This is a genomic window from Actinoplanes lutulentus (assembly GCF_003259845.1).
In the GTDB taxonomy this organism is placed as follows: domain Bacteria; phylum Actinomycetota; class Actinomycetes; order Mycobacteriales; family Micromonosporaceae; genus Actinoplanes; species Actinoplanes lutulentus.
Map to the genome: position 1 here is coordinate 39,087 of NZ_QLMJ01000023.1, position 24,370 is coordinate 63,456.

Sequence of the window (24,370 nt, forward strand, 5' to 3'; positions counted from 1 at the left end):
ACCTTCTATTTACCGTCCGAGCGGTCGGTAAATCAAGGGGGTAGGTTAAATGACCATGACACCGCGACGCCGCGGACGCCCCGGCCACGACCAGGACGCCGTGCTCGCCGCCGCGGTGCGTCTCTTCAACACCCATGGGTACGACGCCACCAGCATGTTCGACGTGGCCGAGTCGCTGAACATCACCAAGTCGACGCTGTACCACCACGTCAGCAGCAAGGAACAGCTGCTCACGATGGCGGTCGACCGCGGGCTGGACGGCCTCTTCGAAGCAGCCGCCCACAGCACGCAGACGACGGCGACAGCCCAGCTCGAAGACCTCATCAAGAAAAGCGTCCACGTCCTCGCCGAACGCCTGGAGTTCGTCACCCTCCTGCTCCGGGTGCACGGCAACACCGAGGCCGAGCAGCACGCCCTCACCCGCCGCCGCGAGTTCGACCGCATCGTCACCGATCTGGTCGAGAAGGCTCAGGCCGAGGGCGGCATCCGGAGCGACGTCGACCCGGCGACCGCGGCGCGTCTGCTCTTCGGCATGGTCAACTCATTGATCGAGTGGTACCGCCCGGACCGCGGCGATCCGGCCGTCATCGCGGAGACGATCTCCAAGCTGGCCTTCCAGGGCCTGACTAAACGCTCTAACGGCTGAATCGACGCCATCTGCCAACACAACCACTCCATTGTGTCATCCACACGTCTCTGTGAGTCGTGGAACCTTCCTAGTGTGGCCCGGGTAGAGCAGGCCGACGTGAAGGGACCCACCATGGCGCGTCTATCGCACGGAAAACCTCTGACCGAGAAGGATCTCACCGCTGCTCGCGACGAGTTCGCCGCCTTCAGTGCTGAGTCGTCAACGACTTTCGCCCTCACCGGGACCCCGCCGCCAGGCCCGTTCGACCTGCTCTTCCCCGGCCTGCAGGACGACCCGCAGAACCTCGTCGAGGAGACACCGCAGACCCCCGGCCGGCTCGGTGAGCTCGGCACCGCGATGGCCGACCCCGACGTCCGGGGCGAGGACAGCCCGATCCCCGCCGTCTACACCTACTTCGGACAGTTCGTCGACCACGACATCACCCTGGAGATCCAGGAGCCCGGCTCGGGCACCATGGACCAGCTGCTCGACACCGCGATGAAACCGCTGCCGCTGCACGAGGTCCGCAAGGCGCTGCGCAACCGGCGTACCGCCACGCTCGACCTGGACAGCGTGTACGACCCGGCGGCGCCCCGTGACCCGGACGGCAAGCGGATGCTGCTCGGCACGGTCGCCAAGACACCCAGCGCGAACGAGCCCTTCAAGCGCCCGGACGGCAAGGACGACTTCAACGACCTGCCCCGGCTGCCGCGCAACGACACGTTCGAGCTGGACCGCGCGGCCCGGATCGGCGACCCGCGCAACGACGAGAACACCATCATCTCGCAGCTGCACACCGCGTTCCTGCGGGCGCACAACGCGCTGGTCAAGCAGGGCCTGTCGTTCGAGATCGCGCAGCGCACGCTACGCCAGCACTACCAGCACGTGGTGATCGAGGACTTCCTGCACCGGGTCTGCGACGAAGGCATCGTCGACGACGTCGTGAAGAACGGCAACCGCTGGTACGACCCGTACGGCGCGAGCTTCTTCATGCCGCTGGAGTTCTCGGTGGCGGCGTACCGGTTCGGGCACTCGATGGTCCGGGCCGGCTACAACTTCAACACCAACTTCAACTTCGCCGACCGCCGGCCGGCCACCCTGGAGCTGCTCTTCACGTTCAGCGCGCTCAGCGGCCAGCTCGGCAACTTCGACACGCTCCCGGAAAACTGGATCATCGAGTGGGAGAACATCGTCGGTGACGCCGGGCAGAAGACCCGGAAGATCGACACCACCCTGGCCAAGGTCGGCGACCTCGGCCTGTTCAACCTGCAGACCGTCGACGGCGAACGGGAGAAGCCCGACCTCGCCGCCCGGCTCGCGGTGCGTAACCTGCTCCGCGGGTACCGGCTGCGCCTGCCGACCGGGCAGGCGGTCGCCACGCTGCTCGGCTTCACGCCGCTGACCCCGGACCAGCTGCTCGCCGCGACCGGTGACGTCAACGGCGACCAGGCCGAGGCGCTCAAGAAGGGCAGCCTCACCACCCGGACGCCGCTCTGGTACTACATCCTCGCCGAGGCCGCGCACGAGCATCAGGGTGAGCGGCTCGGCAAGGTCGGCAGCACCATCGTGGCCGAGGTCCTGGTCGGGCTGGTCCGTCGCAGCGAGGACTCCATCCTGAAGATCCCGGGATGGCGGCCCACCCTGCCGGCGGCCAAAGCCGGCACGTTCGAGCTGGCCGACATCCTGCGGCTGGCGGGTGTGCTGGGTGGCGGCGGTGGTGGCGGTCCGGTCGAGCCGCCGAAACCGAGCACGTACACGGTGAAGACCGGCGACACCCTCTCCGGGATCGCCCGCAGCGAGCTGGGCGACGACAAGCGGTGGCCGCAGATCTTCGTGCTGAACCGCAAGGAGATCCGCGATCCGAACCGGATCTTCGCCGGTCAGGTCTTCCTGCTGCCGCCGCGCGAGCCGGTCGGCCCGATCCCGAAGCTCTACACCGTCGCGAAGGGCGACACGCTCTTCGGCATCGCCAAGGCCAAGCTCGGCGACGGCAACCGCTGGCCGGAGATCTTCCGGCTGAACCGCGACATCATCGACAACCCGGACCGGATCATTCCCGGTCAGGTCCTGGTGCTGCCGAGCTGACAACGAAAACCGGGGGCGTTCTTGAAAGAACGCCCCCGGTCACCGCTCAGCGCGTGTTCTTCTCGGTGAACGGCAGGATCTTGTCGATGTTCGCCGCGTCCACGAACGACGGTCCGGTCAGCACCGGCCCGCCACCACCCAGGTCGTTGCCGTTCTTCAGGTACAGGTAGAGCGACGTGACCGCCATGTACCCCTGCGCGTACGGCTGCTGATCGACGGCGAACTGGATCTTGCCGTCTTTCACGGCCTGCGCCGTCTCCTTGTTGAGGTCGAAGGTGGCCAGCTTGGCGGAGCTGGCCGCCTGCGTCATCGCCTGGATCGCGTCGAGAGCCACCGGCGCGCCGAGCGTCACGATGTAGTCGATGGACTTGTCCTGCGCCAGCTTCGCCTGCAACGCCGTCGTGACCGCCGCGTCGTCAGCACCGTTGACCTGGAGGTTCTCGGTCCCGGCGACCTTGCTCTTCACACCGGCGCAGCGGGCTTCGAGCGACACCGAACCCTCCTGGTGGATCACGCAGATCGGGTGTTTCACGCCGGCCGCGGCGAGCCGTTCACCGATGCTCTCGCCGGCCAGGGTCTCGTCGGAGCCGAAGTACATCAGCGCGCCGAGCGCCTTGTACTGATCGATGCCGGCGTTCAGCCCGACCACCGGGATGCCGGCGCCGGTCGCGGCCTTCACCGAGCCGGCGAGGGCGTCCGGGGTGACCAGGGTGGTGGCGATGCCCTGCACCTTGGCGTCGACCGCCTGCTGGATCAGCGTGGCCTGCTTGCCGGCGTCCGGGTCGTTGGAGTACTTCAGGTCGACGCCGGTGTCGGTGGCGGCCTGTTCCGCGCCGGCCCGCACCTTGTCCCAGAATGTGTCGCCGGGCTTCTCGTGGGTGACGAACGCGATCGTGTACCCGGAGCTCTGCTTGGGGGCGGAATCGGTCTCCTCCCGGCCGCCCGAACTGCAACCGGCCAGCAACAGCACCGCGGCGAACGCCCCAGCGGTTATCCGACTTCTCATAAAAAATCCTTTCAGGAACGATCTCCAGGACGCAGGTGGTGCCGCTGCCGCTTCTTCTCCTCCAGATATCCGGCGTGCGCGTGCCGGGTGCTGTGCAGGGTGGCGATCTCCGCGACCGGCACGTCCCACCAGGCCTCCGAGGACGGTCCGGCGGCGAGCGGGTCGGTCTCGATGTGCACGACGGTCAGGCGTTCCGACTCGCGGGCCTGCTTCAGCGCTTCGACCAGGTCGTTCGCGGTCCGGCAGCGGATCACCGCGGCGCCCAGGCTCTCCGCGTTGGCGGCCAGGTCGACCGGCAGCCGCGCGCCGTCGTAATCGCCGGTGGCCGCGGTCTTGTACCGGTAGGCGGTGCCGAAACGCTGCGATCCGACCGACTGGGAGAGGGCGCCGATCGACGCGAACCCGTGGTTCTGCACCAGCACCACGATCAGCTTCACGCCTTCGGCGATCGCGGTGACCAGCTCCTGCGCCATCATCAGGTAGGAGCCGTCGCCGACCAGCGCGTACACCTCGCGGCCCGGGTCGGCCAGCTTGATGCCGAGCGCCCCGGCGATCTCGAATCCCATGCAGGAGTACCCGTACTCGACGTGATACTGCTTCGGATCCCGCACGCGCCACAGTCGCTGCAGGTCACCGGGCATGCTGCCGGCCGCCTGCACCACGACGTCGCGTGCTCCGCACGCTTCGTTCACCACCCCGATCACCTCGGCCTGCGTGGGCAGCTCACCCTGTCTCCCCCGGTACGCCTTTTCGACCACGCCCTGCCATGTCGCCACATCGTCCCGGAAGTCCCCGGTGAACCGCCGCCCGTGCAGGGCCGGCCGCAACGCGGTGAGCCCGGCCCGCGCGTCACCGACCAGGGGCAGCGCGGAGAGTTTGCCCGCGTCGAAGCCGGCGACGTTGAGGTTCACGAACCGCACCGCCGGGTGCTGGAACACGCTGCGCGACGCCGTGGTGAAGTCGCTGTACCGGGTGCCGATGCCGAGCACCACGTCGGCATGCCCGGCCAGCCGGTTCGCCACCGGGTTGCCGGTCGCGCCGACGCCGCCGACCGCGTTCGGGTGGTCCCAGGCGAGCGCGCCCTTGCCGGCCTGGGTGTCGGCGACCGGGATCCCGGTCTCCCGGGCGAACCGGTCCAGCGCCGCCGACGCCTCGGAGTAGATCACCCCGCCGCCCGCGATGATCAGCGGCCGGGCGGCGCCCCGGATCGCCGCGGCGGCCCGCTCGACCGAAAGGGGGTCCGGCGCCGGGCGGGTCACGTGCCACACCCGTTTCGCGAACAGCTCGTCCGGGAAGTCGTACGCCTCGGCTTGCACGTCCTGGGGCAGGCAGAGGGTGACCGCGCCGGTCTCGGCCGGGTCGGTCAGGACCCGCATCGCGCCGAGCAGAGCCTGCGGCAGCTGCTCGGGCCGCCAGACCCGGTCGAAGAACTTCGACAGTGGACGGAACGCGTCGTTGACCGTCACGTCCCCGGATCGGGGATCCTCCAGCTCCTGCAGCACCGGTGTGGCGGCCCGGGTGGCGAAGACGTCCGAGGGCAGCAGCAGCACCGGCAGCCGGTTGACCGTGGCGAGGGCCGCGCCGGTGAGCATGTTGGTCGAGCCGGGGCCGATCGAGGTGGTGCAGGCCAGGGTGGAGAGCCGGTTCTTCATCCGGGCGTACCCGGCGGCGGTGTGCACCATCGCCTGCTCGTTGCGGGCCAGGATGTACGGCATCTCCGGCCGGTTGTCGCGTTGTGCCTGCAACAGGGCCTGACCGATGCCGGCCACGTTGCCGTGCCCGAAGATGCCGAGGAACCCGGCGATCGCGCGCTGCTCGGCGCCGTCGCGTTCGGTCCACTGCGCGGCCAGGAACTTCACGACCGCCTGCGCGACGGTGAGCCGGTGCTTCACGCTCGTCTCCGTTCCCTGACCGAGGTGAGCGGCAGCCGGGGGTCGATCTCCTGGCCGGCCCAGCGGCCGCGCACCCAGCCGTGCGCCGGGTCGTCGCGGACCTCCCAGCGGCGCTCGCCGGGCCCGGCCATCACGTTGAGGTAGTACAGGTCGTACCCGGGCACGGCCATCGACGGGCCGTGCCAGCCGTACGGGACGAGGACCACGTCGCCGGTGCGGACCTCGGCGCAGACGTCGATCGGCCGGTCACCGTCGCCGTAGACGCGCTGGAAACCGGTGCCCGGCCCGCCGCCCGGGCTGGTCGTCACCTCGAAGTAGTAGATCTCTTCGAGACAGGACTCGCCGGGGCCTTCCTCGTCGTGCTTGTGCGGCGGGTACGAGGACCAGTTCCCGCCCGGGGTCAGCACCTCGCACGCGATCAGGCGGTCGGTCTCGAAGGCCTCGGGCGTACAGAAGTTGTTGACCTGTCTGCTGGCCTGGCCGGCGCCGCGCAGCTCGACCGGGACGTCCTCGGCCGGGCCGTACCGGAACGGCAGCTTGCGGCCGGCGCGGGCGGCAGGCAGCGCGAAACGGCCGCCGTTCGGCGCGCGCAGGGTGACCGCGGAGTCCCGCGGCAGGTAGGCGAAGTCGGTCACCCGGGAGAAGACGCTGCGGCGGCCGGTGAGGGTAAGGCGTTCGTCGTCGCAGGCCACGTCACAGCCCCCGGCCAGTGGCAGGACCAGCATCTCGTCGTTACCGGTCACGAACCGGACCCGCCCGCCGACCGGCAGCGCCACCACGCGCAGTCCGCTGTAGTGCCAGCCGGCGTTCTCCGGGCTGACCATCACGTCGTACGGTCGCTCGGCGGAGCTGCCACGCCGGACAAGAGGGTTGACGCCTGCGGGCATGCGTGGTCCTTCCGGCCGGCCATGGGCGTGTTCACCCAGCGGTAGCCGATCAGCAACGCTGGGTTGGACCTGGTTTCGATGTAATTACGGCGGGCCCTCCGCGTCAATACCCAAAAAGCCGGGGTACAGGCTGTTCGCCCATACCCCGGCCTCTTGACCGAGCTGCTCCGATCAGGATGCGGCGCGCCACATCCGGTAGAACGCGGTGCCGTCCGGCAGGTAGATCTCGCACGGATCCATCGGCTGGTATCCGTGGCGGCGGTACAGGCGCACGTTGTTCTGGTTGGTCGCTTCCAGGTACGCGGCCGTGCCGTTCGCGTCGAGCTCGTCGTGCACGTGCTTCATCATCAGGCTGCCGAGGCTCTTGCCCTGCTCCGACGGGCGGACCCCGAGGAAGGCCAGGTGCCAGTGCGGCTCGTGCGGGTGGTTCTTGTCGAAGAGCTCACCCAGGGCGCCGAAACGCTCGAAGTGGTCGCCGGTGATCGTTTCGAGACGCTCCATGTAGGCCTCGGCCTCGGGGAGGTCGGTCACCCGGTCGAACCACACCGCGGCGGCGGCGTATCCACCGTCCGGGTGATCGATGACCTCGATCCGGCCCTGCTTGAAGGCGGTCTCCGACTCCAGGCTGAAGAAACCGGCCATCACCGTCTCGCGCTCGGCCGGAACCGGGACGAGGTAGTGGTTCGCGGCCAGGTCGTCGAAGGCGTTCGAGATGAACGCGCCGACGGTCTCGACCTCGTCCTCGCGGATCGGGCGGATCACCGGGTCACTCATCGCGACTCCGTCTCGTTGAGCGCCGCCGCGAAGCCACCGGTGGTGGTGGCGCTGCGCGAACCGAGGCCGATGCCGTTGTAGATCTGCGGGCGGGCCGAGCGCAGGTAGAGCGCCCAGAGGATGCCGCCGGCCAGCAGCACCGCGAACGAGAGCGGCACCACGATGGCCGGGGTGCTGCCCGGCTCGACACCGAGCAGCCCGGCGATGTTGTCGATCGCCAGGTACGACATCACCAGCAGCGCGACCGAGCTGATCAGCGGAGCGACGACCCGGTGCAGGACGTCCTCGCCCTCCGGCTTGCGGGCGAAGTACCCGATGACCGCGAACGAGGTGATCGTGACGAGCAGCAGGACGCCGAGGCCACCACCGGTGCCGCCCCAGAAGAAGAGCTGGACCAGCGGGTCCCAGCCGAAGACCGCGTAGGCGACGATCACGATGAGGCCGACCGCCGACTGGGCGAGCGAGCCGTTCTTCGGCGCGCCGGTGCCCGGCACGGTACGGCCGAACGCGCGGGGCAGCACGCCCTCGCGGCCGAGCGAGAACATGTACCGGGCGATGATGTTGTGGAACGAGATCATCGCGGCGATCAGCGAGGTCAGGAACAGGATGTGCCCGAGGTGCAGGGCGGCGCTGCCGAGCGGCACGGCGGCCAGGTTGAAGAAGAGCTCGGGGCCCTCCTCGCCGGCACGCTGGACCACGTTGTCACCGGCCGCGGAGATCATCGCCCAGGAGGCGAACGCGTAGATGACGGCGATCATGGCGACGGCGATGTAGGTGGCGCGCGGAACCGTGCGACGCGGGTCGCGGGACTCCTCGCTGAAGACCACCGACTGCTCGAAGCCGACGAAGCCGGTGACCGCCATGACCAGCAGCGCGCCGGAACCGGCACCGACCAGGGTGCCCGGGTCGAGAGCCGCGGTCGACGGGGTGAAGCCGTCGGTGAAGATCTCGGCGAACGCGAAGACCAGGGTCAGCACGATCTCGGCGACCAGCAGGGTGGCCAGGACCTTGCCGTTGACGGCGACGTCACGGACACCGAGGATCGCGACGAGCGCCCAGGCGATCAGCGCGATGCCCCACCACGGGGCGTCCACGCCGAACCAGTCGAGGAACAGCGGCTGGGCGATGGCGCCGAAACCGCCGTACGACGCGACCTGGAACATGTTGTACGACAGCAGCGCGACCCAGGACGCCCCGACGCCGATCGGCCGGCCGAGACCCTGAGCGATGTACGCGTAGAACGCGCCGGCGTTGGCGATGTGCCGGGCCATGGCGACGTAGCCGACCGAGAAGATCGCGAGCACCAGGGCGACCGCGAGGAACGCGATGGCGATGCCGGTCAGGCCGGTCACGGCGAGGCCGGTCGGGACGACGCCCGCGACAACGGTCAGCGGCGCGGCCGCCGACATCATGAAGAAGACGATCGCGGCGACGCCGAGCCGGTCGCGGGCCAGGGCGTCGGAGAGCTGACTTCCAGGGGGTTTGGTTGCGGTCGAGGACACGCTGACTCCAGGATTTTTCTGTGTGGGGGTGGGTGTGAGGCGGGTCAGGCGCGCCGGGCCATGACAGCGTCGCCGACGGCCGCCTCGGCCTGGGCGACGAGTTGCTGCAACATGGCCGGGAAGAGCCGGCGGAACTGTTCGAACAGCCCGGCCCGGTCGCGGGCGTTGAGGGTGGCGAGCACGTGCTGGTCCAGGCCGGTGGCGAGGATCAGCCCGGCGAGGAGCAGGTCGGCCACGTCGAGGGGCTCGTCGCGGGAGACCTTGGTACGGATGCGGGTGGCCGGCCAGCCGGCGGTCATCGAGTCGGCGGGGACGAACGAGACCTTGGTGCTGAGCAGGCCGCGCTTCTCCACCCGCTTGATCAGACCGGGCCGGGCAAGGCGGCGCTCGACCAGGTCGGTGGCGATGCCGGTGGAGAGGTACGACAGCCAGTTGCGTACGCCGTGCTGCCCTGCTTCCCGGCGTAGCTGCTCCAGCACGGCGGTCGTCGCGGCGTCGCCGGTCGGCCGTTCGTCGATGACCACGAGCTCGGTCTCGACCAGGTCGACGCGCCGCCACAACATCAACTCGCCGAGCAGTGCCGCGCCGAGACCGAGGCCGAGTGTGGCCGGTGACAGCAGGGACTTGCCACGAATCGTGTCGTGAGCAGTTAGATACAGGTCATCCGCGGGCGGAAGCTGCGGCGGGGACGCCACTGCTCGGTCTCCTCTCGACGCCTTGGGAAATGCCCGCGCTGTTCACCTTGAGTAATGTGGTGACGAATCACGAAGCAATTACTGTTCGCTCCCCCCGGCGCGACCGGAGGTAGCCTGCCAGCTCTCGCGTCCAGGCGCAACGTCCAGATGAGACAAATGTCGTCTCCACAGTGGGCGTTGTTGATCACACTCTTGGACAGGGAATTTGAGCGTCGATCAATAAACGAAGACGCGTTGTTGGATCTCGTCAATATTTAATGTCATCAACTTATTTTCAAGATCGTCTTTCATACGCCCGGGGTTCGGCGCAGCGTGATCACGATCCTGGGGAAACTACTCAGAGTAACTACGCTCGGGGATAGTTGACCGGTCAAGCAACGCGGGCTACGGTGGTGGTGAATGGTTGAAGCTTCAAGGAGGCCACCGTGCGGATGCCCGCGCTTTTCCTCAGTCACGGCGCCCCGCCACTGGTCGACGACCCCACCTGGGTCGCCCAGCTGCAGGAGCTGGCCGCCGGGCTCCCCCGCCCCACGGCGATCCTGATGGCGTCCGCGCACTGGGAGTCGGCGCCGCTGATGCTCGGTGCCACCACGACGGCGCCGCTGGTCTACGACTTCGGCGGATTCGCGGCGAAGTACTACCAGGTGAAATACCCGGCGCCCGGCGCACCCGAGCTGGCCGACCGGGTCGCCGCGCTGATGCCGGACTCGCAGACGGTCGCGCGGACGAACCGGGGCCTGGACCACGGGGCCTACGTGCCGCTCACCGTGATGTACCCGGACGCCGACATCCCGGTGCTGCAGATGTCGCTGCCCACCCTGGAACCCGACGCGCTGCTCGACCTGGGCGCCCGGCTCGCGCCGCTGCGCGACGAGGGCGTGCTGATCGTCGGCTCCGGGTTCACCACGCACGGGCTGCCGTTCCTGCGCGACTGGCGCCCGGAGGCGAACGCGCCGGGCTGGTCCCGCGAGTTCGACGCGTGGGCGGCCGAGACCCTGGCGCGCGGCGCTGTCGACGAACTGGCCGCGTTCCGGACCCTCGCCCCCGGGATGCCGTACGCCCACCCGACGATCGAGCACTTCGCGCCGATGTTCCTGACCCTGGGCGCCTCGGGCGACCCGGAGGCGGCACCCGAGCAGCCGGTCGACGGCTTCTGGATGGGCCTGTCCAAGCGCTCCTTCCAGACCGCCTGAGCCCAGCCCCGCCGCAGCTCAGCCCCGCCGCAGCTCAGCCCGATCGACAGCCGGCGCCGGGGGTCAGCGCCGGGGGCGGGGTCGGCGCCGAGCAGCGCCGGAGGTCAGACCGTGTGTCGATTTCGGGTTCGATACGGCCCCTAAATCGACACACGCTCCGCGATTCGCCGGCCCGTGTCGGCTTGGGGTTCGATAGGACCCGTTGGAAATAACTCGGGCGTTTCCGATTTGTCCGGTGGTCCGGGTGCCAGCGCATGCGCTGGCACCCGTCCGGCTCCGTCAGCCCGTGCCGGATACGGCCGTCCAGCGCCAACTATGCCGGGCGAATGCTGACATGAGTGCGGGTCCCGGATCCCGGATCCCGGATCCCGGATCCCGGATCCCGGATCCCGGATCCCGGATCCCGGATCTTGGATCTTGGATCTTGGATCTTGGATCTTGGATCTTGGATCCCGGATCCCGGGTCCCGGATCCCGGATCTTGGAGCTGCGGTGGCGAGCCGTAGCTCAGACATGTCATCGGGGTCCGATAACAGTGCTGGACGACGGCTCGGGACGGCGAGCCGTAGGCCAGACGTGTTATTCGGGTCCGATGACGTAGGTGAGCTACGGCTCGCCCGCGGCAAACCCGCCTCCGGCCAAGCGCGCTACCAGCCAACGCGGTACCGGCTCGTGCTTATGGTCGTGCGCGGGCCGAAGCACGACCGTAAGCACGAGCCGGACACGGTCGGCCAGCGCTTGTGGTCGCTGACAGGGCTCAAACACGACCACAAGCGCCAGCCGGACAACCGTGCTGTTCAGCCGAGCGCCGGCTCTACACCACGGCTGCCGGCTGTCGCGCACGGCGACCACGACGTACAGCCGGCCCGGAGAACTCGCGGCGGTAGGCGGTGCAGTCGGGAAACGCCGGGTTATCTCCTGCGAGCCCAGCCGCGCCCTAACTCGACACGCATCGGTGGGGTGCTCGCGGCATGTCGTTGAAGCGTCTGAGCGGCGGACCCGAGCGGTGAGGCGGGGCGCGGAACCGGTGAGTGGGCACCGGTAGCGAAAGTGGCGTGACGGCCTGGAGCCGGCAATGGGTCGCCGGGGGTGGCACGGGCCTCCTGCGAAACGCGTACTGAAGAAGTGAGGATGAAGAAACGGCCCGGCGGAGGACCGCCGGGCCGTGGGGGTTATTTGTCCGCGGGGTGTTCGGATTTGGCGCGCAGGCTGCCGGGATGGGCTTTCAGGGATGGGTCCTTGCTCGACTTGATGAGGCTGAGGACCGTGGTGATCACCAGGATGCCGAGGATGACGGCGAGCGAGACCGGGGTGCTGACCTCGGGGACGCTGTCGCTGATGTCCTTGTGGGCCCAGTGCAGCACCAGCTTGATGCCGATGAAGGCCAGGATGATCGACAGGCCGGTCGACAGGTAGACCAGGCGGTCGAGCAGGCCCTTGACCAGGAAGAACAGGGCTCGCAGGCCGAGCAGGGCGAAGGCGTTGGCGACGAAGACGATGTACGCCTCCTCGGTCACGCCGAAGACGGCCGGGATCGAGTCGAGGGCGAACAGCAGGTCGGTGCCGCCGATCGCGAGCAGGACCAGGAACAACGGCGTGACCATGCGCTTGCCGTCGATCTTGGTGATCATCTTGCCCTCGACGTAGTCCTCCGTCACGGGCAGGAAGCGGCGACCGGCCTTGACCAGGGCGTTGTCGTCGACGCTCGGATCCTCGTCGCGGTGCCGGAAGAGCTGCACCGCGGTGTAGAGCAGGATCAGGCCGAAGATCAGGAACATGAACGAGAACGCGCTGAGCAGCGCGGCGCCGACCGCGATGAAGATGACCCGCAGGATCAGCGCGATGATGATGCCGAACGTCAGCACTTCCTGCTGGTATCGCTCGGGCACCGCGAACGTGCTCATGATGATGACGAAGACGAAGAGATTGTCGACCGATAGGCTCTTCTCGACGATGTATCCGGCGAAGTACTCGGTGCCGAAATCCCAACCGGCGATGCTTCCGAAAACGACACCGAACGCGATCGCGACGGCGATATAGAAGACGGACCAGGCGGCGGCTTCACGAAAGCCGACGACGTGTGGACGAAGCACCCCGAGAGTCAAATCGAGGGCGAGCAGGGCGACGATGACACCGATGGTGACGGTCCACCCGAGCGCGGAGACCTCAAGCATGCTTCACAGAATCCCTGACGATTCTGCAAGCTCGCTGAAAAACCGATGGGGAAGCTTGATCTCGGCACGAGGGAAACGGAAAAGAGAACCGCCCCTGGCGCACTTCGCTCGCCAGGGGCGGTTCCGGGTCAGCGTGCGCGATCCGGGGACGGTCCGGACAGCGCAAGCGGTAACCCTCCGGGCCGGCCCTCGGCGGCCCGTGGACAGTGTGGATCAGTTCTGGTGTGTTCCGACACCCACCTGGTAGCGCCGTTCGGCGTCCTGCTGGTTCAGAATCGCGTGGATCTCGCGGGTCTCGTCGGCGCTGTGCCGGCTCAGGATCATGTCCAGCTCGCTGCGCTCGGCGGCGGTGCGGAACGCGGCCAGCTCGTCGCTCAGCTGACGGCGGGCACGGCTCTCGGCGCGGTTGTCGGCGATGGCCTTACGGGTGTTACGAAGAAATCGCATGTCGAACTCCTCGACGGATAGTGACGGAGAAAGCCTCGTCGCTTCCGGGTACAACAATCCCTCGGCCGCGCTTCATCCCCAAATCCACCAGGTAAAACTCCCGCGATGAAAGTGACGGCGACCACGGATTTTCGGTAACCCAGGTCACTGTGTGTCGCGAAGCCGCTGGTCAGCTGAGCCCGGTGATCTCGGACACCGCGAGGCGCGACAGCAGCTGGGTCCGCGAGCGCACCCCGAGCTTGCGGTAGACCCGGGTCAGGGTGGCCTCGACGGTTTTGACACTGAGGTACAGCCGGGAGGCGATCTCCCGGTTGCTGGCGCCGTCCCGGACCATCGCGGCGATCCGCAGCTCGGTCGAGGTCAGCCCCTGGTCCGGCGTCTCGGTGCGGATCAGCGCCCGTTCGGTCTCCTCCGCCCACGGCCGGGCGTCGGCGGCCATGAACAGCGCGAGGGCGGCCCCGATCGCCACCCGGGCGGCCGCGTACCGGCGGCGGCGGCGTTCCGCGCCACCGGCCACCAGCAGGGCGTGCGCCTGCTCGACGGGTTGCCGCAGCTGTTCGAAGAGGTGGGCCGCGGCGGTGGAGAGCTCCACCGCGTCGTCGGCACGGCCCGATTCGGACTGCACTATCGCGGCAGCCCGGTCCAGATAGCCGGTGAGGGCCGGGACCGCGCCGATCGTCGCGGCCACCGCACGGGCCCGGGACAGCGTGGCGGCCGCCTCGGCGTGCTCACCGAGCGCCGCCAGGCCGGCCGCCAGGTCCGCGTGCCAGCGCACGATCATCGGGTCGGCGCTGCCCGACTCGGCTTCGGAGTCGCGCAGCCGGCGCAGGGTGGCGACGCCGGACCGGGTGTCGCCGGCGCGCAGCTCGGCCTGGCCCAGGGCGTGCAGGTTACGCCGCAGGTAGAGGCCGTCGCTCTCCTGCTCGGACGCGCGGATGCCCCGCCGGGCGAATCCGGCCGCGGCGGCCAGGCTGCCGCCTGCCAGCTCGGCGACGGCGGCGGTGTACCAGGTGGGGCCGGGGCTCAGTCCGGCGTCCTGGGCGGCACGGGCGGCTCGGTGGGCGTACCGCAGCGCCTCCTGGCAGCGCCCGGCCCGGGTGGCGACCTCGGAGAGGCTGCGCAGCACCTCGACCCGGGCCTCACCGATCCGGTCGTGCTCGGCGACGGCGAGCAGCGTCAGCAGGTCGGCGCGGGCCTCGTCGAGCCGGTCGTCGAAGAGGGCGAACCGCGCGGCCGTGTACTGCGGGCCGTAGTGCAACCAGTCCGGCGCCGGCGCGGCCGGGAGCGCGAGGGCCCGGTCCAGGCTGTCCCGCCAGCCGGGTTCGCCGCGGGTCCGCAGGATCTGGGCGAGCGCGCTGAGCGCCATGGCCTCGGTGGTGGGGTCGTCGGCGGCCTTCGCGGCTTCTTGAGAGAGGCGGGCTTCCTGCGAGGCCCGGTCGGCGTCGCCCATCAGGAACGCCTGCCAGGTGAGCCGCAACCGCACCGGGGCGAGCAGCGCCGTATCGTCGCCGGCCTCGGCCAGGGCCGCGGCGAGGGTCTCGGCCATCCCGGCCAGGTCCTGCCCGGCCAGGTCGATCAGGACGAGCCGGGCGCGTACCCGGTGCGCGGGCGGCGCGGCCTGCGCGGTCAGGACCGCGTCGGCGGCCTTGCGCGCGAGAGCCGGTGATCCCCCGGTGATCGCCGTGCGGGCCGCGGTGACCAGCCAGTTCAGCCGGTCGGCGGCGAGTCCGTGCGGGCAGCGGTCGGCGGCCAGGACGTACAGCTCGGCGGCGGTGCGGTCGGCGCCGCGCTGCGCGCACCGCCGGGCCGCGTCGGCGAGAGCGCCGGCCACTGCCGCGTCCGGCCGGTTGGTACGCAGGGCGCGGTGCCGTAACGCGTCGATCGGATCGGTCGCCGCGACGGCAAGGGCGGTGTGCACCGCGAACCGCTCGGCGGCCGGGGTCTCGTCGGCCAGCACCTGCCCGAGCAGCGGCGGCGTGAACCGGAGTTTCGCGTCGATGATTCCGGCGGCCGTGGCGGCGCGCAGCTCGCGTTCGGCGTCGTCCCGGCCGGCCCGCAGCAGCAGCGACGGGGTGGGTGTGGTGGCCAGGGCGGCGACCAGCAGAGTGGCCCGGACCTCGTCGGGGAGTTCGCGCAAGCGTTCGGCGGCCCAGTCCCGGGCCTCCTGCCCCTTGCTCAGCGCGAGCGCCACATAGGGGTTTCCGGCGCTGGCCTGGTGCAGCCGGCTCGCGGCGCGGCAGGGCAGGCCGTGGGCTTCCAGCATGGCGGCGAGGTCGTCGGGTTCCAAAGGGGGGACAGTGAGCTCCACGGCCGGGGCAGGGCAGAGTCGCGTCACTTTTACCGTTTTTGTCGCGATTAATGCTCGTATTCGAGGCCCGGGTCGCCGCCTCATCGCGAACGCGATCAGCTCCGCCGACTGCGGGTCCAGCCACTGCGCGTCGTCGATCACGATCAGCACCGGAACGATCCGGGCGCAGTGCGCGAGCAGCTCGGGCAGCACCAGCCGCCGCGCCAGAGCCGGTCCGCCGGTGCGCGGCGGCCGGCCCTGGCGGAGCGCGGCGAGCCAGTGTCTCGGCGCCGGCGCCAGGGCCGCCACCGCGTCCGCCGGGACCTGGCGTACGAGATCGGCGGCCCCGGCGTACGCGAGACCGCGCTCACCGCGTGCCGGGCGCAGGCGGAGCACGAGGTCGCCCCGCGCCGCGGCCTGGGCAGCGACGGTGTCGAGCAGAACGCTGCGACCGATGCCGGGCGGCCCGTGCAGGGCCACCCCGCCGCCGGCACTCAGCCGGGCATCGATCGCGGCGAGCAGTGCATCCCGCCCGTACAGCATGGGCTCACCCTAGGGATGACTTAGGTAGTCATCAATGACTACTCCTTGGTGACACTTGTCGCAGTTACCGATCCGTCCTCGGCGGTCGCGCCCTCGACGGTGACCGAGTCGCCGGCCTTCACGTCGCTGAGCTTGCCCTTCTTGGCGGTGGCGACGGCGGTGTCGTCGCCGGTCTTGACCGTGACGGTGCTGCCGTCCTCGGTCTCGATGTAGATCGTGGTGCCGTTGACGAGCTTGACCTTGCCGGTGGTGCCTTGATCTTCTGTTGCCGCCGGCTGGGCGTTTTGCCCGAAGCCTCCAGGCGCGCCGCTCGCGCTCAACCCGCCCGGGAAGCCACCTGTGCGGCCGCCCGTCCCCCCTCCGGGGAATCCGCTCGCAGCCGCTGATGTGGTCCCCCACTGCTGCTGCGCCTGCACCCCGCCGAGAAAACCACCCATCAGCAGCGCCACCACACCCAGCCCGATCGTGCCCTTGTTCCACCAGCGCTTCGGCGCGACGGCGGCCAGCTCCTTGGAGAGATCGTCGTGATCGTCCGGCTCCTCCAGGGAGGGCAGCGCCGGGATAACGGCGGTCTCGTCGTTCATCCGGTTCACAGCTTCGATCCTCACTCGTAACGCAGCGCGTCGATGGGACGCAGCCGGGCGGCGCGGGCGGCGGGCAGGCCGCCGAAGAACAGTCCGATCGCGACCGAGACGCCGAAGGCGAGCGCGATGGAGCTGGGCACGATCACCGGCTTCACGCCGACGATCTCGAAATGGCTGCCGATCAGCGCGGTGACCACCCCGAGGCCACCGCCGAGCACACTCAACAACATCGCCTCGATGAGGAACTGGTTGAGGATCACCCGGCGTGGTGCGCCGAGCGCCTTGCGGATGCCGATCTCCCGGGTCCGCTCGGTGACCGTCACCAGCATGATGTTGGTGATGCCGATGCCGCCGACCAGCAGCGAGATCGCGGCGACCGCGCCGAGCAGCGTGGTGAACGTGTCAGCGGTCTCGGTCTGCGTCTCCAGCAGCGACGAAGCGTTCTGGATCCGATAAGGCGTGCTGGACGAGCTTTCTGAGACGTCCAGCTTCTGGTCCAGGATCGTGGAGACCTGGTCCTGCGCGGCGTCCACCTTGTCCGGGTCGGACGCCTCCACGATGATCGAGGTGAGCGCGCCGTACCCGGTGAGCACCTGCTGCACCGCGGTGAGCGGGGCGACCGCCGTGTCGTTGGCGTCGTTGAAACCGGTGGAGCTCTTCTCGTCCAGCACGCCGACGATGGTGAAGAGCGCACCGCCGACGGTGACCTGCTTGTCGATCGGGTCGACGCCGGGGAACAGCTCCTCGGCGACGGTCTGCCCGAGCACCACGACCCGCCGGCCCTGGTCGACGTCGTCCTCGGTGAACATGGCCCCGGTGCCGACCGGGGTGCTGGAGGCGGCGAACCAGCTCGGCGTGGTGCCGACGAACGTGGCCACCGAGTGGTCGGTGCCCTCGTACGTCATGGTCGCCGACGACGAGCTGACCACCGGCGACACCGACTTCACGTCCGGTGCCAGCTCCGCGTCGACCAGCGCGTCGGCCATGTCCTTGGTCAGCGAGGTGCTGCTGGAGCCGCCCCGGCCGGTGCTCATCACCGTGATGGTGTTGGTGCCCAGCGCCTCGATCCGGTCGCTGATCGCCTTGGCCGAGCCGTTGCCGACCGCGACCAGCAGGATCACCGCCGCCACACCGATCAGGATGCCGAGCATGGTCAGCGCGGATCGCAGCTTGTTGGCCGAGAGCCCGCGCAGGGAGAACCTGATGACCTCGAAGATGCTCATGCGTAGTGCCGCCCCGCCATGGCGGGGCCGACCGGCCGCAGGTGGATCGGCGACTGCCGCACGTCGGAGACGATCGCGCCGTCGACCAGGCGGATCAGCCGCTTGGCCCGGGCGCCGACCTCGTCCTCGTGCGTGATGATCACGATGGTCCGGCCGGCCGCGCTGAGGTCGTCGAAGACCTTCAGCACGTCGTCGGTCGACTTGCTGTCCAGGTTTCCGGTCGGCTCGTCGGCGAGCAGCAGCGCCGGCTCGGTCACCAGGGCGCGGGCCACCGCCACACGCTGCTGCTGACCGCCGGAGAGCTGGTTCGGCTCGTGGCCGGCCCGCTCACCCAGACCGACGATGTCCAGCGCCGCCATGGCGCGCCTGCGGCGCTCCTTCGGCTTCACCCCCGCGTACGCGAGAGGCAGCTCGACGTTCGCCACCGCACTGGTACGCGGAATCAGGTTGAACGCCTGGAAGATGAACCCGATGAGCCGGTTCCGGGCCAGGGCCAGCTGAGCATCGGAGAGCCGGCTGACGTCCACCCCGTCCAGCTTGTACGTTCCCGAACTGGGGATGTCCAGCGCACCGAGGATGTTCATCAGCGTCGACTTGCCGGAGCCGGACGAACCCATGATCGCCACGTAGTCGCCGCGGTGGACGGTCATCGACGCGCCACGCAGCGCGTGCACTGTGGCCTCGCCCTGGCCGTAGATCTTCTTGAGGTCGCGGACCTCGAGGACGGGCTTGTTCATCGGCCGCCACCGCCGCCCGGCATGCCGCCGCCGCCCACGTTGCCGCCTCCGCCACCGAAGCCGGTGCCGCCGCCGGGGAAGCCGCCCTGCTGGTTGCCGCTGGTGGTGGTGGAGGACGATGTCGTCTTCACGACGACCTGCTCACCGGCGGTCAGGCCGGAGGTGATCTCGGTGGCCGAGTCGCCTTCCAGGCCGATCTCCACCGAGCGGGTCTCCTGCACGCTGTTCGCGACCACGGTGACCGTGTGCCGGTTGCCGACCGTGGTGAGCGCGGCCGGGTTGACGTAGATCGCGTTCTCCTTGGAGCCGGTGGTGACCGAGACCGCGACGGTCTGCCCGACCTTCGCGCCGGTCGGCACCTTGTCCAGGGTCAGCGTGACGCCGTAGGTGACGACGCTGTTCGAGGTGGTCGCGGAGGGGTCGATCGCGGTGACCTTGGCGCTCTGCTCGACGCCGCTGAGTGCGTTCCAGGTGACCGTGGCGGCCTGCTTCTCCTTGAGGCTGGTCGCGTCGGCCTCGGCGAAGGCGGCGCTGACCTGCATCTTGGTCAGGTCGGCGATCTCGACGAATCCGGAGCTGGAGCTGGAGCTCGACGAGGAGCTGGAGGAGGAACCGCCGCCGGTGGAGCCACCGGAGGACGACGATCCTCCGGAGGAACTTCCCAGCGTCCCGCTCACCGCGGTGACCGTCCCGGCCATCGGCGCCTTCAGCACGGTCCCGTCGACGCCGGCCTCGGCCTCGTCGACGGCCAGCTCGGCGGTGTCCACCTGGTTCTCCGCCTCGGACGTGTCCGAACCGGCGTCCTCGGCGCGGTCGACGGCGTCCTGCGCCGCGTCCAGGTCGGCCTCGGCCGCGTCCAGGGTGCGCTGCGCGGCGGCCGGGTCGACCTTCGCGAGGACCTGCCCCTTCTTGACCTTGTCACCGACCTTCACGCTGATCGAGGTGACCGTGCCACTGGTCTCGAAGCTGGCGCTGGCGGTGCTGGCGCTCTCGAGGGTGCCGTCCGCCGTCGCGGTCTTGGTGACCGTTCCTTGCTGGACGGAGACCGTCCGCTCGGAGGCCACGGCGGCCGTCCCGTCGTCGGAATCGGAAAATGTCTCGTACACCGTGAATGCTCCGGCGACGAGCGCGACGCCGATCACGGCGTTGACCACCAGCGACGGGTGGCGGCTCAGACGTACCTTCATGGCTGCACACTTTCGAGGTTTGGGCTAGGAGGAGCTTCGGCGGAACCTGGGAGATAGCTCGGAACCTCACAGGGAGTCACTGACAGCGGGCAGCACGACCCGGAAACAGGCTCCGCCGCCGGGCCTGTCCACCAGTTCCACCCATCCGCCGTGGCTGTGCACGATCGCCGCGACGATGGCCAGGCCGAGCCCGGATCCACCGCCCTTGGTGCGGGAACGGCTGGAGTCGGCCCGATAGAGCCGCTCGAAGACACGATGCGCGTGCTCGGCCGGCACACCGGGCCCGTCGTCACTCACTTCGAGGAACGCCACCGGCACCTCGTCACCGATGGTGACCGGCCCGGAACGCACGGCTCTGTCGTGAGGGGTGAATCCATAACCCACGCGTACCGTCACGGTCGTGCCCACCGGGGTGTGGTTCAGCGCGTTCGCCACCAGGTTCGCGGCGACCTGACGCAGGCCGTGGTCGTCGCCGAGCACGGTGGCCGGCTCGAACTCGTCGGCGAACCGGATGATCCGCCCGGGCGCCCGGGCGTGCCCGTCCCGGATGCTGTCCGCGGCGATCTCCAGGAGGTCGACGCGGCGGATCTCCAGGGTGCGCTGGCGGTCGAGGCGGGCCAGCATCAGCAGGTCCTCGACGAGCACACCCATCCGGCCGGCCTCGCCCTCGATCCGGGCCATCGTCTCGTCGAGCTCGGCGGAGCTGTGGACCCCGCCCCGCCGGTACAGCTCGGCGAAACCGCGGATCGAGGTCAGCGGGGTACGCAACTCGTGCGAGGCGTCCGCGACGAACTGCCGGAGCCGCTGCTCGGACTGCGTACGCGCGTCGACCTCCGCCTCGATCCGGGTGAGCATCGCGTTGAGAGCCAGGCCGAGCCGCCCCGGTTCGGTATGCGGATCAGGATCGGGCACCCGGCCGGAGAGGCTGCCGGCCGAGATGTCGGCGGCCACCGACTCCATCTCGGTGAGCGGCCGCAGCCCGAGCCGGACCACGAACGCGGCGCCGGCCCCGAGGAGGCTGAGCAGCAGCACCATCACACCGGCATCGATGAGCAGGAGCCGTTCGGTGGTCTGTTCGACCTCGATGAGCGAGGAGCCGACGACGGCGTACCCACCGGTGTCGCCGACCGCGACCGCGATCATCCGCCAGTCGGCGCCGTCAGCGGTGGAGACGGTGTAAGGGCCTGTCCCCGCGAGTTTTGTGATCTCGCTGAGAGGTGACACCGCCGGCCGATCACCCGCTGTCGACGAGCTTCGCGTCGGGTCGAGGGTTCCGTCCGTACGGTAGAAGTAGTTGACCTGATCGGCGCCCACCCGGAAGCGGCCCGCGCGCGGCGCGAAGCCCTGCTGCCAGGGCGATATCTCCGACATCGGCCGAGAAATCCCGACCAGCTGCTCGTCGATCCGGTCCTGCAAGTAACTGCGGATCAACAGCAGGCCGGCCACGTTCGCCACGATCAGGGCGACCCCGGACAGCGCGGCGACGACCAGGACGAGGCGCGAGCGCAGCGTCCAGTGGCGCCAGCGCCTCACTCCTCCCCGCCGCGCGGCAATCGCAGCGCGTAACCCACCCCGCGGACCGTGTGGATCAGTGGCGGATCCGTCCGGTCGATCTTGCGGCGAAGGTAGTAGACGTAGGACTCCACGATGCGGCCGTCGCCACCGAAGTCGTATTTCCACACCCGGTCCAGAATCTGTGCCTTGCTCACCACCCGGCCCGCGTTCGTCATCAGATAGCGGAGCAGGTTGAACTCGGTCGGGGACAGTTCGATCAGCCGGCCGGCCCGCCGCACCTCGTGGGCGTGCTCGTCCATCTCCAAATCCGCGTAGCGCAGCACGCCAGTGTCCGGAAGGGGCTCGTCCGGCTGGCTGCGCCGCAGGATCGCGCGTATCCGTAGCACGACCTCCTCGAGACTGAACGGCTTGGTCACGTAGTCGTCGGCGCCGGCCGAGAGACCGAGGATCCGGTCCTCGACCGCGTCGCGGGCGGTGAGGAACAGGACGGGGACGCGGTGCCCGGCGGCACGCAGCCGCCGGGCCACCTCGAAGCCGTCCAGATCCGGGAGCATCACGTCGAGGACGATCAGGTCCGGTTCGAACTCCTGCACCGCGACCAGGGCGCCGTGGCCGGAGCCGGCGACACGAACGTCGTAGGCGACGAGCCGGAGCGTCGCGCTGAGCAGCGCGGAGATGTTCGGCTCGTCGTCGACGACGAGGACGCGAGCGGGTCGCGCCGCGGGGTCACTGACGGTGGCGGAAACACGGGTCTCGGATAGCACGGAGTTAGAAGTACCAACCGATTCTTTGAGCCAGCTATGAACTCACCATGATTTGGCGACCACTTCGCCCTCGGCCAGGCCCGACGTGATCTCGGTGTACTGATCGCCCCGCAGACCCAGCTTCACCTGCGTCGGGACGCCGTTCTTCGCCACGGTTCCGGTGGATCCGCTGACGTCGTGCACCGCCGTGCTGGGCACCCGCAGCACGTCCTCCTTGCTGCCGGTCGTCACCCGGACGTTCGCGCTCTGCCCCACCAGCAACTCCTCGGGGGCGTCGTCGAAGGAGAGCACCACGCCGAACCGGGTCAGCGTGCCGTCGCTGGTGCCGACCGGGTCGACCTGCACGACGGTCGCGTCGAAGTTCTGCCCGGCCTTGTCGGCGAGCGTGATCACAGCCTTCTGACTGACGTCCAGGTGGTCCGCGTCGGCCTCCGGGAAGTCCGCGCTGATCTGCATGTCGTACACGTCGGCCAGGCTGATGAACGCCGAACCGGAGCTGACCTGGCTGCCCACCTTGCCGCTCACCGAGAGGATCTTGCCGGCGATCGGCGCGGTGATGGTGGCGCCCTCCAGTGCCTCCTCGGCCTCCTCCAGGTTCACCTCGGCCTGGTTCACCCGCTGCTGCGCGGTGAGGATCGCGTCGCCGCTGGAGCTGCTGCCGCCCTGCTGGCCGCCGCTGCTGCCACTCCCGCTGCCACTTCCGCTCCCGCTCCCGGAGCTGCTGCCGCAGCTGCCGGAAGATCCTCCGGTGGTCCCGCCACTGCCTCCGGGGACCTTGGTGGTGGGAGACGCCGCCGCCTTCGAGGTACGCGTGGACGACGGCGATGTGGTGGCCGTAGCCGTGGCCGTGGCCGTAGCGATGGCCGTCGGAGAGGCCGTGGCCGACACGGACGGCGACGCCGTAGCGGTGGCCGACGCCGTGGCGGTGGTGGTGTACGCGGCGGCCACGTCACACCCGGTGGTCTCGGTCGACGTGGCCGACGACGCGTTCTCCTCGGCCTCGTCGAGGTTGTCCTGTGCCTCGTCCAGCGCGTCCTCGGCGTCGTCGACCGCCTCGGCGGCGTCCGTGTCGTCGACGGTCGCGAGGACCTGTCCCGCGGTCACCGTCGAGCCGGACCGGACCTTGATGGTCTCGACAGTGCCCTTGACCGAAAATGACAAGCTGCGCGTCTGTGCCGCCTGCAGCGTGCCGGTCGTGGCGACCTCGGTGGTCACCGCGCCCTTGTCGACCGTGGCGGTCTCGGCCGCCTTCGTCTTGTCGTCCGCGGCGCCCGCCGTCAGCGCACGCACCACGCCGAAGGCGATCAACGCGAGCACGACGGCCGCCACGAGGAGCCAGATCAATCGCCGGCGACCGGCCAGTGCAACACCCATGGCCGAGGAGTCTGGCGAGCCCAACTCGCCGGGGCCTCGGTCCCGCCTCGGAGTTCGCTAGGAGCCGTACCGGCCGCTCTTAGGTAATTCCTAGGGTCGTCCGACGTTGCGCACAGCTCCGGCCGCTTTCCTCTGATCCGGGCTTCCACCCACATTCTTGGCTTGCATCGACAGGAGACTCAACGTGCCGGTAGTCAGTTCGAAGACGCGTCTCCGCGCGGGCGCTCTGCTCGTGGCTTCCGTGGCCGTGCTGTTCACGGCGGCCTGCGGTGGCGGCTCGGACGACAGCAGCAGCACGAGTGGCACCAGCAGCGAGCAGGGTGGCGGCAACTCGGCGTTCGCCGCGTACATCAGCTGCCTGAACGAGAACGGCGTGACCATCACGATGCCGTCCGGCGGCGCCGGCATGGGCAACGGCGGCGCCCGGCCGTCCGGAGCACCCGGCGGCGTCATGCCGTCCGGCGGCCCCGGCGGCGGTGGCCAGCCCGGCGCGATGCCGTCCGGCCAGCCCCGGCCCTCCGGCAGCGCCGGCCAGCGCGGTGGCGGCGGTTTCCCCGGCGGCGGCGGCTTCTCGCAGCCCGAGGGCGTCGATGACGCGACCTGGGAGAAGGCACAGACCGCGTGCGCCTCGGTGCGGCCCAGCATGGGCGCCGGCCGCGGCAACGGTGGCGGCGGCAACAACGCCGGCGGCGGCGCGGACGCGGCGTACACCAACTGCCTCAAGGAGAACGGCGTCACCGACACCGCCAACCTCGACGAATCCAACGCGGCGACCAAGAAGGCCGTCGAGACCTGCTCGGTCCTGAAGCCGACGGCAGCCGCCACCTCGTAGGTAACCCCCGAAGTTTCCGTGCCGGCGTCGCGCTGCCCCCCG

At 69.6% G+C, this 24,370-nt stretch carries 20 protein-coding genes; 4 read left to right on the forward strand and 16 right to left on the reverse strand.

Annotation, left to right across the window (positions count from 1 at the left end; translation table 11 throughout):
* Positions 1–55: 55 nt before the first annotated feature.
* Both B0I29_RS37570 and B0I29_RS37575 read left to right on the forward strand, forming a co-directional pair.
* Positions 56–646, forward strand: coding sequence for a TetR/AcrR family transcriptional regulator (locus B0I29_RS37570; RefSeq protein ID WP_245973081.1), 591 nt, complete (start codon positions 56–58; stop codon positions 644–646).
* 114 nt (positions 647–760) lie between these two features.
* Positions 761–2,713 carry a LysM peptidoglycan-binding domain-containing protein gene (locus B0I29_RS37575; protein WP_111653935.1) on the forward strand — a complete coding sequence of 651 codons (1,953 nt, stop codon included), beginning with the start codon at positions 761–763 and terminating at the stop codon, positions 2,711–2,713.
* 46 nt (positions 2,714–2,759) lie between these two features.
* Here the strand turns inward: B0I29_RS37575 and B0I29_RS37580 are convergent, their stop codons facing one another.
* The 6 genes from B0I29_RS37580 to B0I29_RS37605 all read right to left on the reverse strand — a co-directional run bounded on the left by B0I29_RS37580 (position 2,760) and on the right by B0I29_RS37605 (position 9,469).
* Positions 2,760–3,719 carry a sugar ABC transporter substrate-binding protein gene (locus B0I29_RS37580; RefSeq protein ID WP_111653936.1) on the reverse strand — a complete coding sequence of 320 codons (960 nt, stop codon included), beginning with the start codon at positions 3,717–3,719 and terminating at the stop codon, positions 2,760–2,762.
* A gap of 11 nt (positions 3,720–3,730) precedes the next feature.
* Positions 3,731–5,611 carry a 3D-(3,5/4)-trihydroxycyclohexane-1,2-dione acylhydrolase (decyclizing) gene (gene iolD, locus B0I29_RS37585; RefSeq protein WP_111653937.1) on the reverse strand — a complete coding sequence of 627 codons (1,881 nt, stop codon included), beginning with the start codon at positions 5,609–5,611 and terminating at the stop codon, positions 3,731–3,733.
* Positions 5,608–6,498 (reverse strand): 5-deoxy-glucuronate isomerase, encoded by an 891-nt coding sequence (iolB, locus tag B0I29_RS37590; RefSeq protein ID WP_111653938.1) that lies wholly within the window; start codon positions 6,496–6,498, stop codon positions 5,608–5,610. Before iolB ends, iolD begins: the two co-directional genes overlap by 4 nt.
* A 171-nt stretch (positions 6,499–6,669) precedes the next feature.
* The gene (locus tag B0I29_RS37595; RefSeq protein ID WP_111653939.1) at positions 6,670–7,272 is read right to left on the reverse strand and encodes a GNAT family N-acetyltransferase; all 603 of its coding nucleotides are present in this window, start codon (positions 7,270–7,272) and stop codon (positions 6,670–6,672) included.
* Positions 7,269–8,774, reverse strand: coding sequence for an APC family permease (locus tag B0I29_RS37600; RefSeq protein WP_111653940.1), 1,506 nt, complete (start codon positions 8,772–8,774; stop codon positions 7,269–7,271). Before B0I29_RS37600 ends, B0I29_RS37595 begins: the two co-directional genes overlap by 4 nt.
* Positions 8,775–8,818: 44 nt before the next feature.
* A complete protein-coding gene (locus B0I29_RS37605) occupies positions 8,819–9,469 on the reverse strand; it encodes a GOLPH3/VPS74 family protein (protein ID WP_111653941.1) in 651 nt (216 codons plus the stop codon).
* 431 nt (positions 9,470–9,900) lie between these two features.
* On the opposite strand from B0I29_RS37605, the gene B0I29_RS37610 reads away from it, so the two are divergent.
* On the forward strand, positions 9,901–10,662 hold the full coding sequence (locus tag B0I29_RS37610) for a dioxygenase family protein (protein ID WP_111653942.1): 762 nt from the start codon (positions 9,901–9,903) through the stop codon (positions 10,660–10,662).
* 1,171 nt (positions 10,663–11,833) lie between these two features.
* On the opposite strand, the gene B0I29_RS37620 is transcribed toward B0I29_RS37610, so the two are convergent.
* The 10 genes from B0I29_RS37620 to B0I29_RS37665 all read right to left on the reverse strand — a co-directional run bounded on the left by B0I29_RS37620 (position 11,834) and on the right by B0I29_RS37665 (position 23,496).
* Complete coding sequence (locus tag B0I29_RS37620) at positions 11,834–12,835, reverse strand: TerC family protein (protein ID WP_111653944.1); 1,002 nt, start codon at positions 12,833–12,835, stop codon at positions 11,834–11,836.
* A gap of 213 nt (positions 12,836–13,048) precedes the next feature.
* The gene (locus B0I29_RS37625) at positions 13,049–13,282 is read right to left on the reverse strand and encodes a hypothetical protein (protein ID WP_111653945.1); all 234 of its coding nucleotides are present in this window, start codon (positions 13,280–13,282) and stop codon (positions 13,049–13,051) included.
* A 169-nt stretch (positions 13,283–13,451) separates the two neighbouring features.
* Complete coding sequence (locus tag B0I29_RS37630) at positions 13,452–16,112, reverse strand: helix-turn-helix transcriptional regulator (protein ID WP_111653946.1); 2,661 nt, start codon at positions 16,110–16,112, stop codon at positions 13,452–13,454.
* A gap of 38 nt (positions 16,113–16,150) precedes the next feature.
* Positions 16,151–16,696, reverse strand: coding sequence for a hypothetical protein (locus tag B0I29_RS37635; protein WP_181558191.1), 546 nt, complete (start codon positions 16,694–16,696; stop codon positions 16,151–16,153).
* A gap of 20 nt (positions 16,697–16,716) precedes the next feature.
* A complete protein-coding gene (locus B0I29_RS37640) occupies positions 16,717–17,919 on the reverse strand; it encodes an ABC transporter permease (RefSeq protein WP_111653948.1) in 1,203 nt (400 codons plus the stop codon).
* Positions 17,916–18,656, reverse strand: a complete 741-nt coding sequence (locus B0I29_RS37645) for an ABC transporter ATP-binding protein (protein ID WP_111653949.1) — start codon at positions 18,654–18,656, stop codon at positions 17,916–17,918. Before B0I29_RS37645 ends, B0I29_RS37640 begins: the two co-directional genes overlap by 4 nt.
* Complete coding sequence (locus B0I29_RS37650) at positions 18,653–19,843, reverse strand: efflux RND transporter periplasmic adaptor subunit (RefSeq protein WP_111653950.1); 1,191 nt, start codon at positions 19,841–19,843, stop codon at positions 18,653–18,655. The genes B0I29_RS37645 and B0I29_RS37650 overlap by 4 nt, the downstream gene beginning before the upstream one ends.
* A gap of 66 nt (positions 19,844–19,909) precedes the next feature.
* Complete coding sequence (locus tag B0I29_RS37655; RefSeq protein WP_181558178.1) at positions 19,910–21,376, reverse strand: sensor histidine kinase; 1,467 nt, start codon at positions 21,374–21,376, stop codon at positions 19,910–19,912.
* Positions 21,373–22,122 carry a response regulator transcription factor gene (locus tag B0I29_RS37660; RefSeq protein ID WP_111653951.1) on the reverse strand — a complete coding sequence of 250 codons (750 nt, stop codon included), beginning with the start codon at positions 22,120–22,122 and terminating at the stop codon, positions 21,373–21,375. Before B0I29_RS37660 ends, B0I29_RS37655 begins: the two co-directional genes overlap by 4 nt.
* A 42-nt stretch (positions 22,123–22,164) precedes the next feature.
* Positions 22,165–23,496 (reverse strand): efflux RND transporter periplasmic adaptor subunit, encoded by a 1,332-nt coding sequence (locus B0I29_RS37665; protein ID WP_111653952.1) that lies wholly within the window; start codon positions 23,494–23,496, stop codon positions 22,165–22,167.
* 184 nt (positions 23,497–23,680) lie between these two features.
* Between B0I29_RS37665 and B0I29_RS37670 the strand changes: the two genes are divergently transcribed.
* Positions 23,681–24,328 (forward strand): hypothetical protein, encoded by a 648-nt coding sequence (locus B0I29_RS37670; RefSeq protein WP_245973083.1) that lies wholly within the window; start codon positions 23,681–23,683, stop codon positions 24,326–24,328.
* Positions 24,329–24,370: the final 42 nt, after the last annotated feature.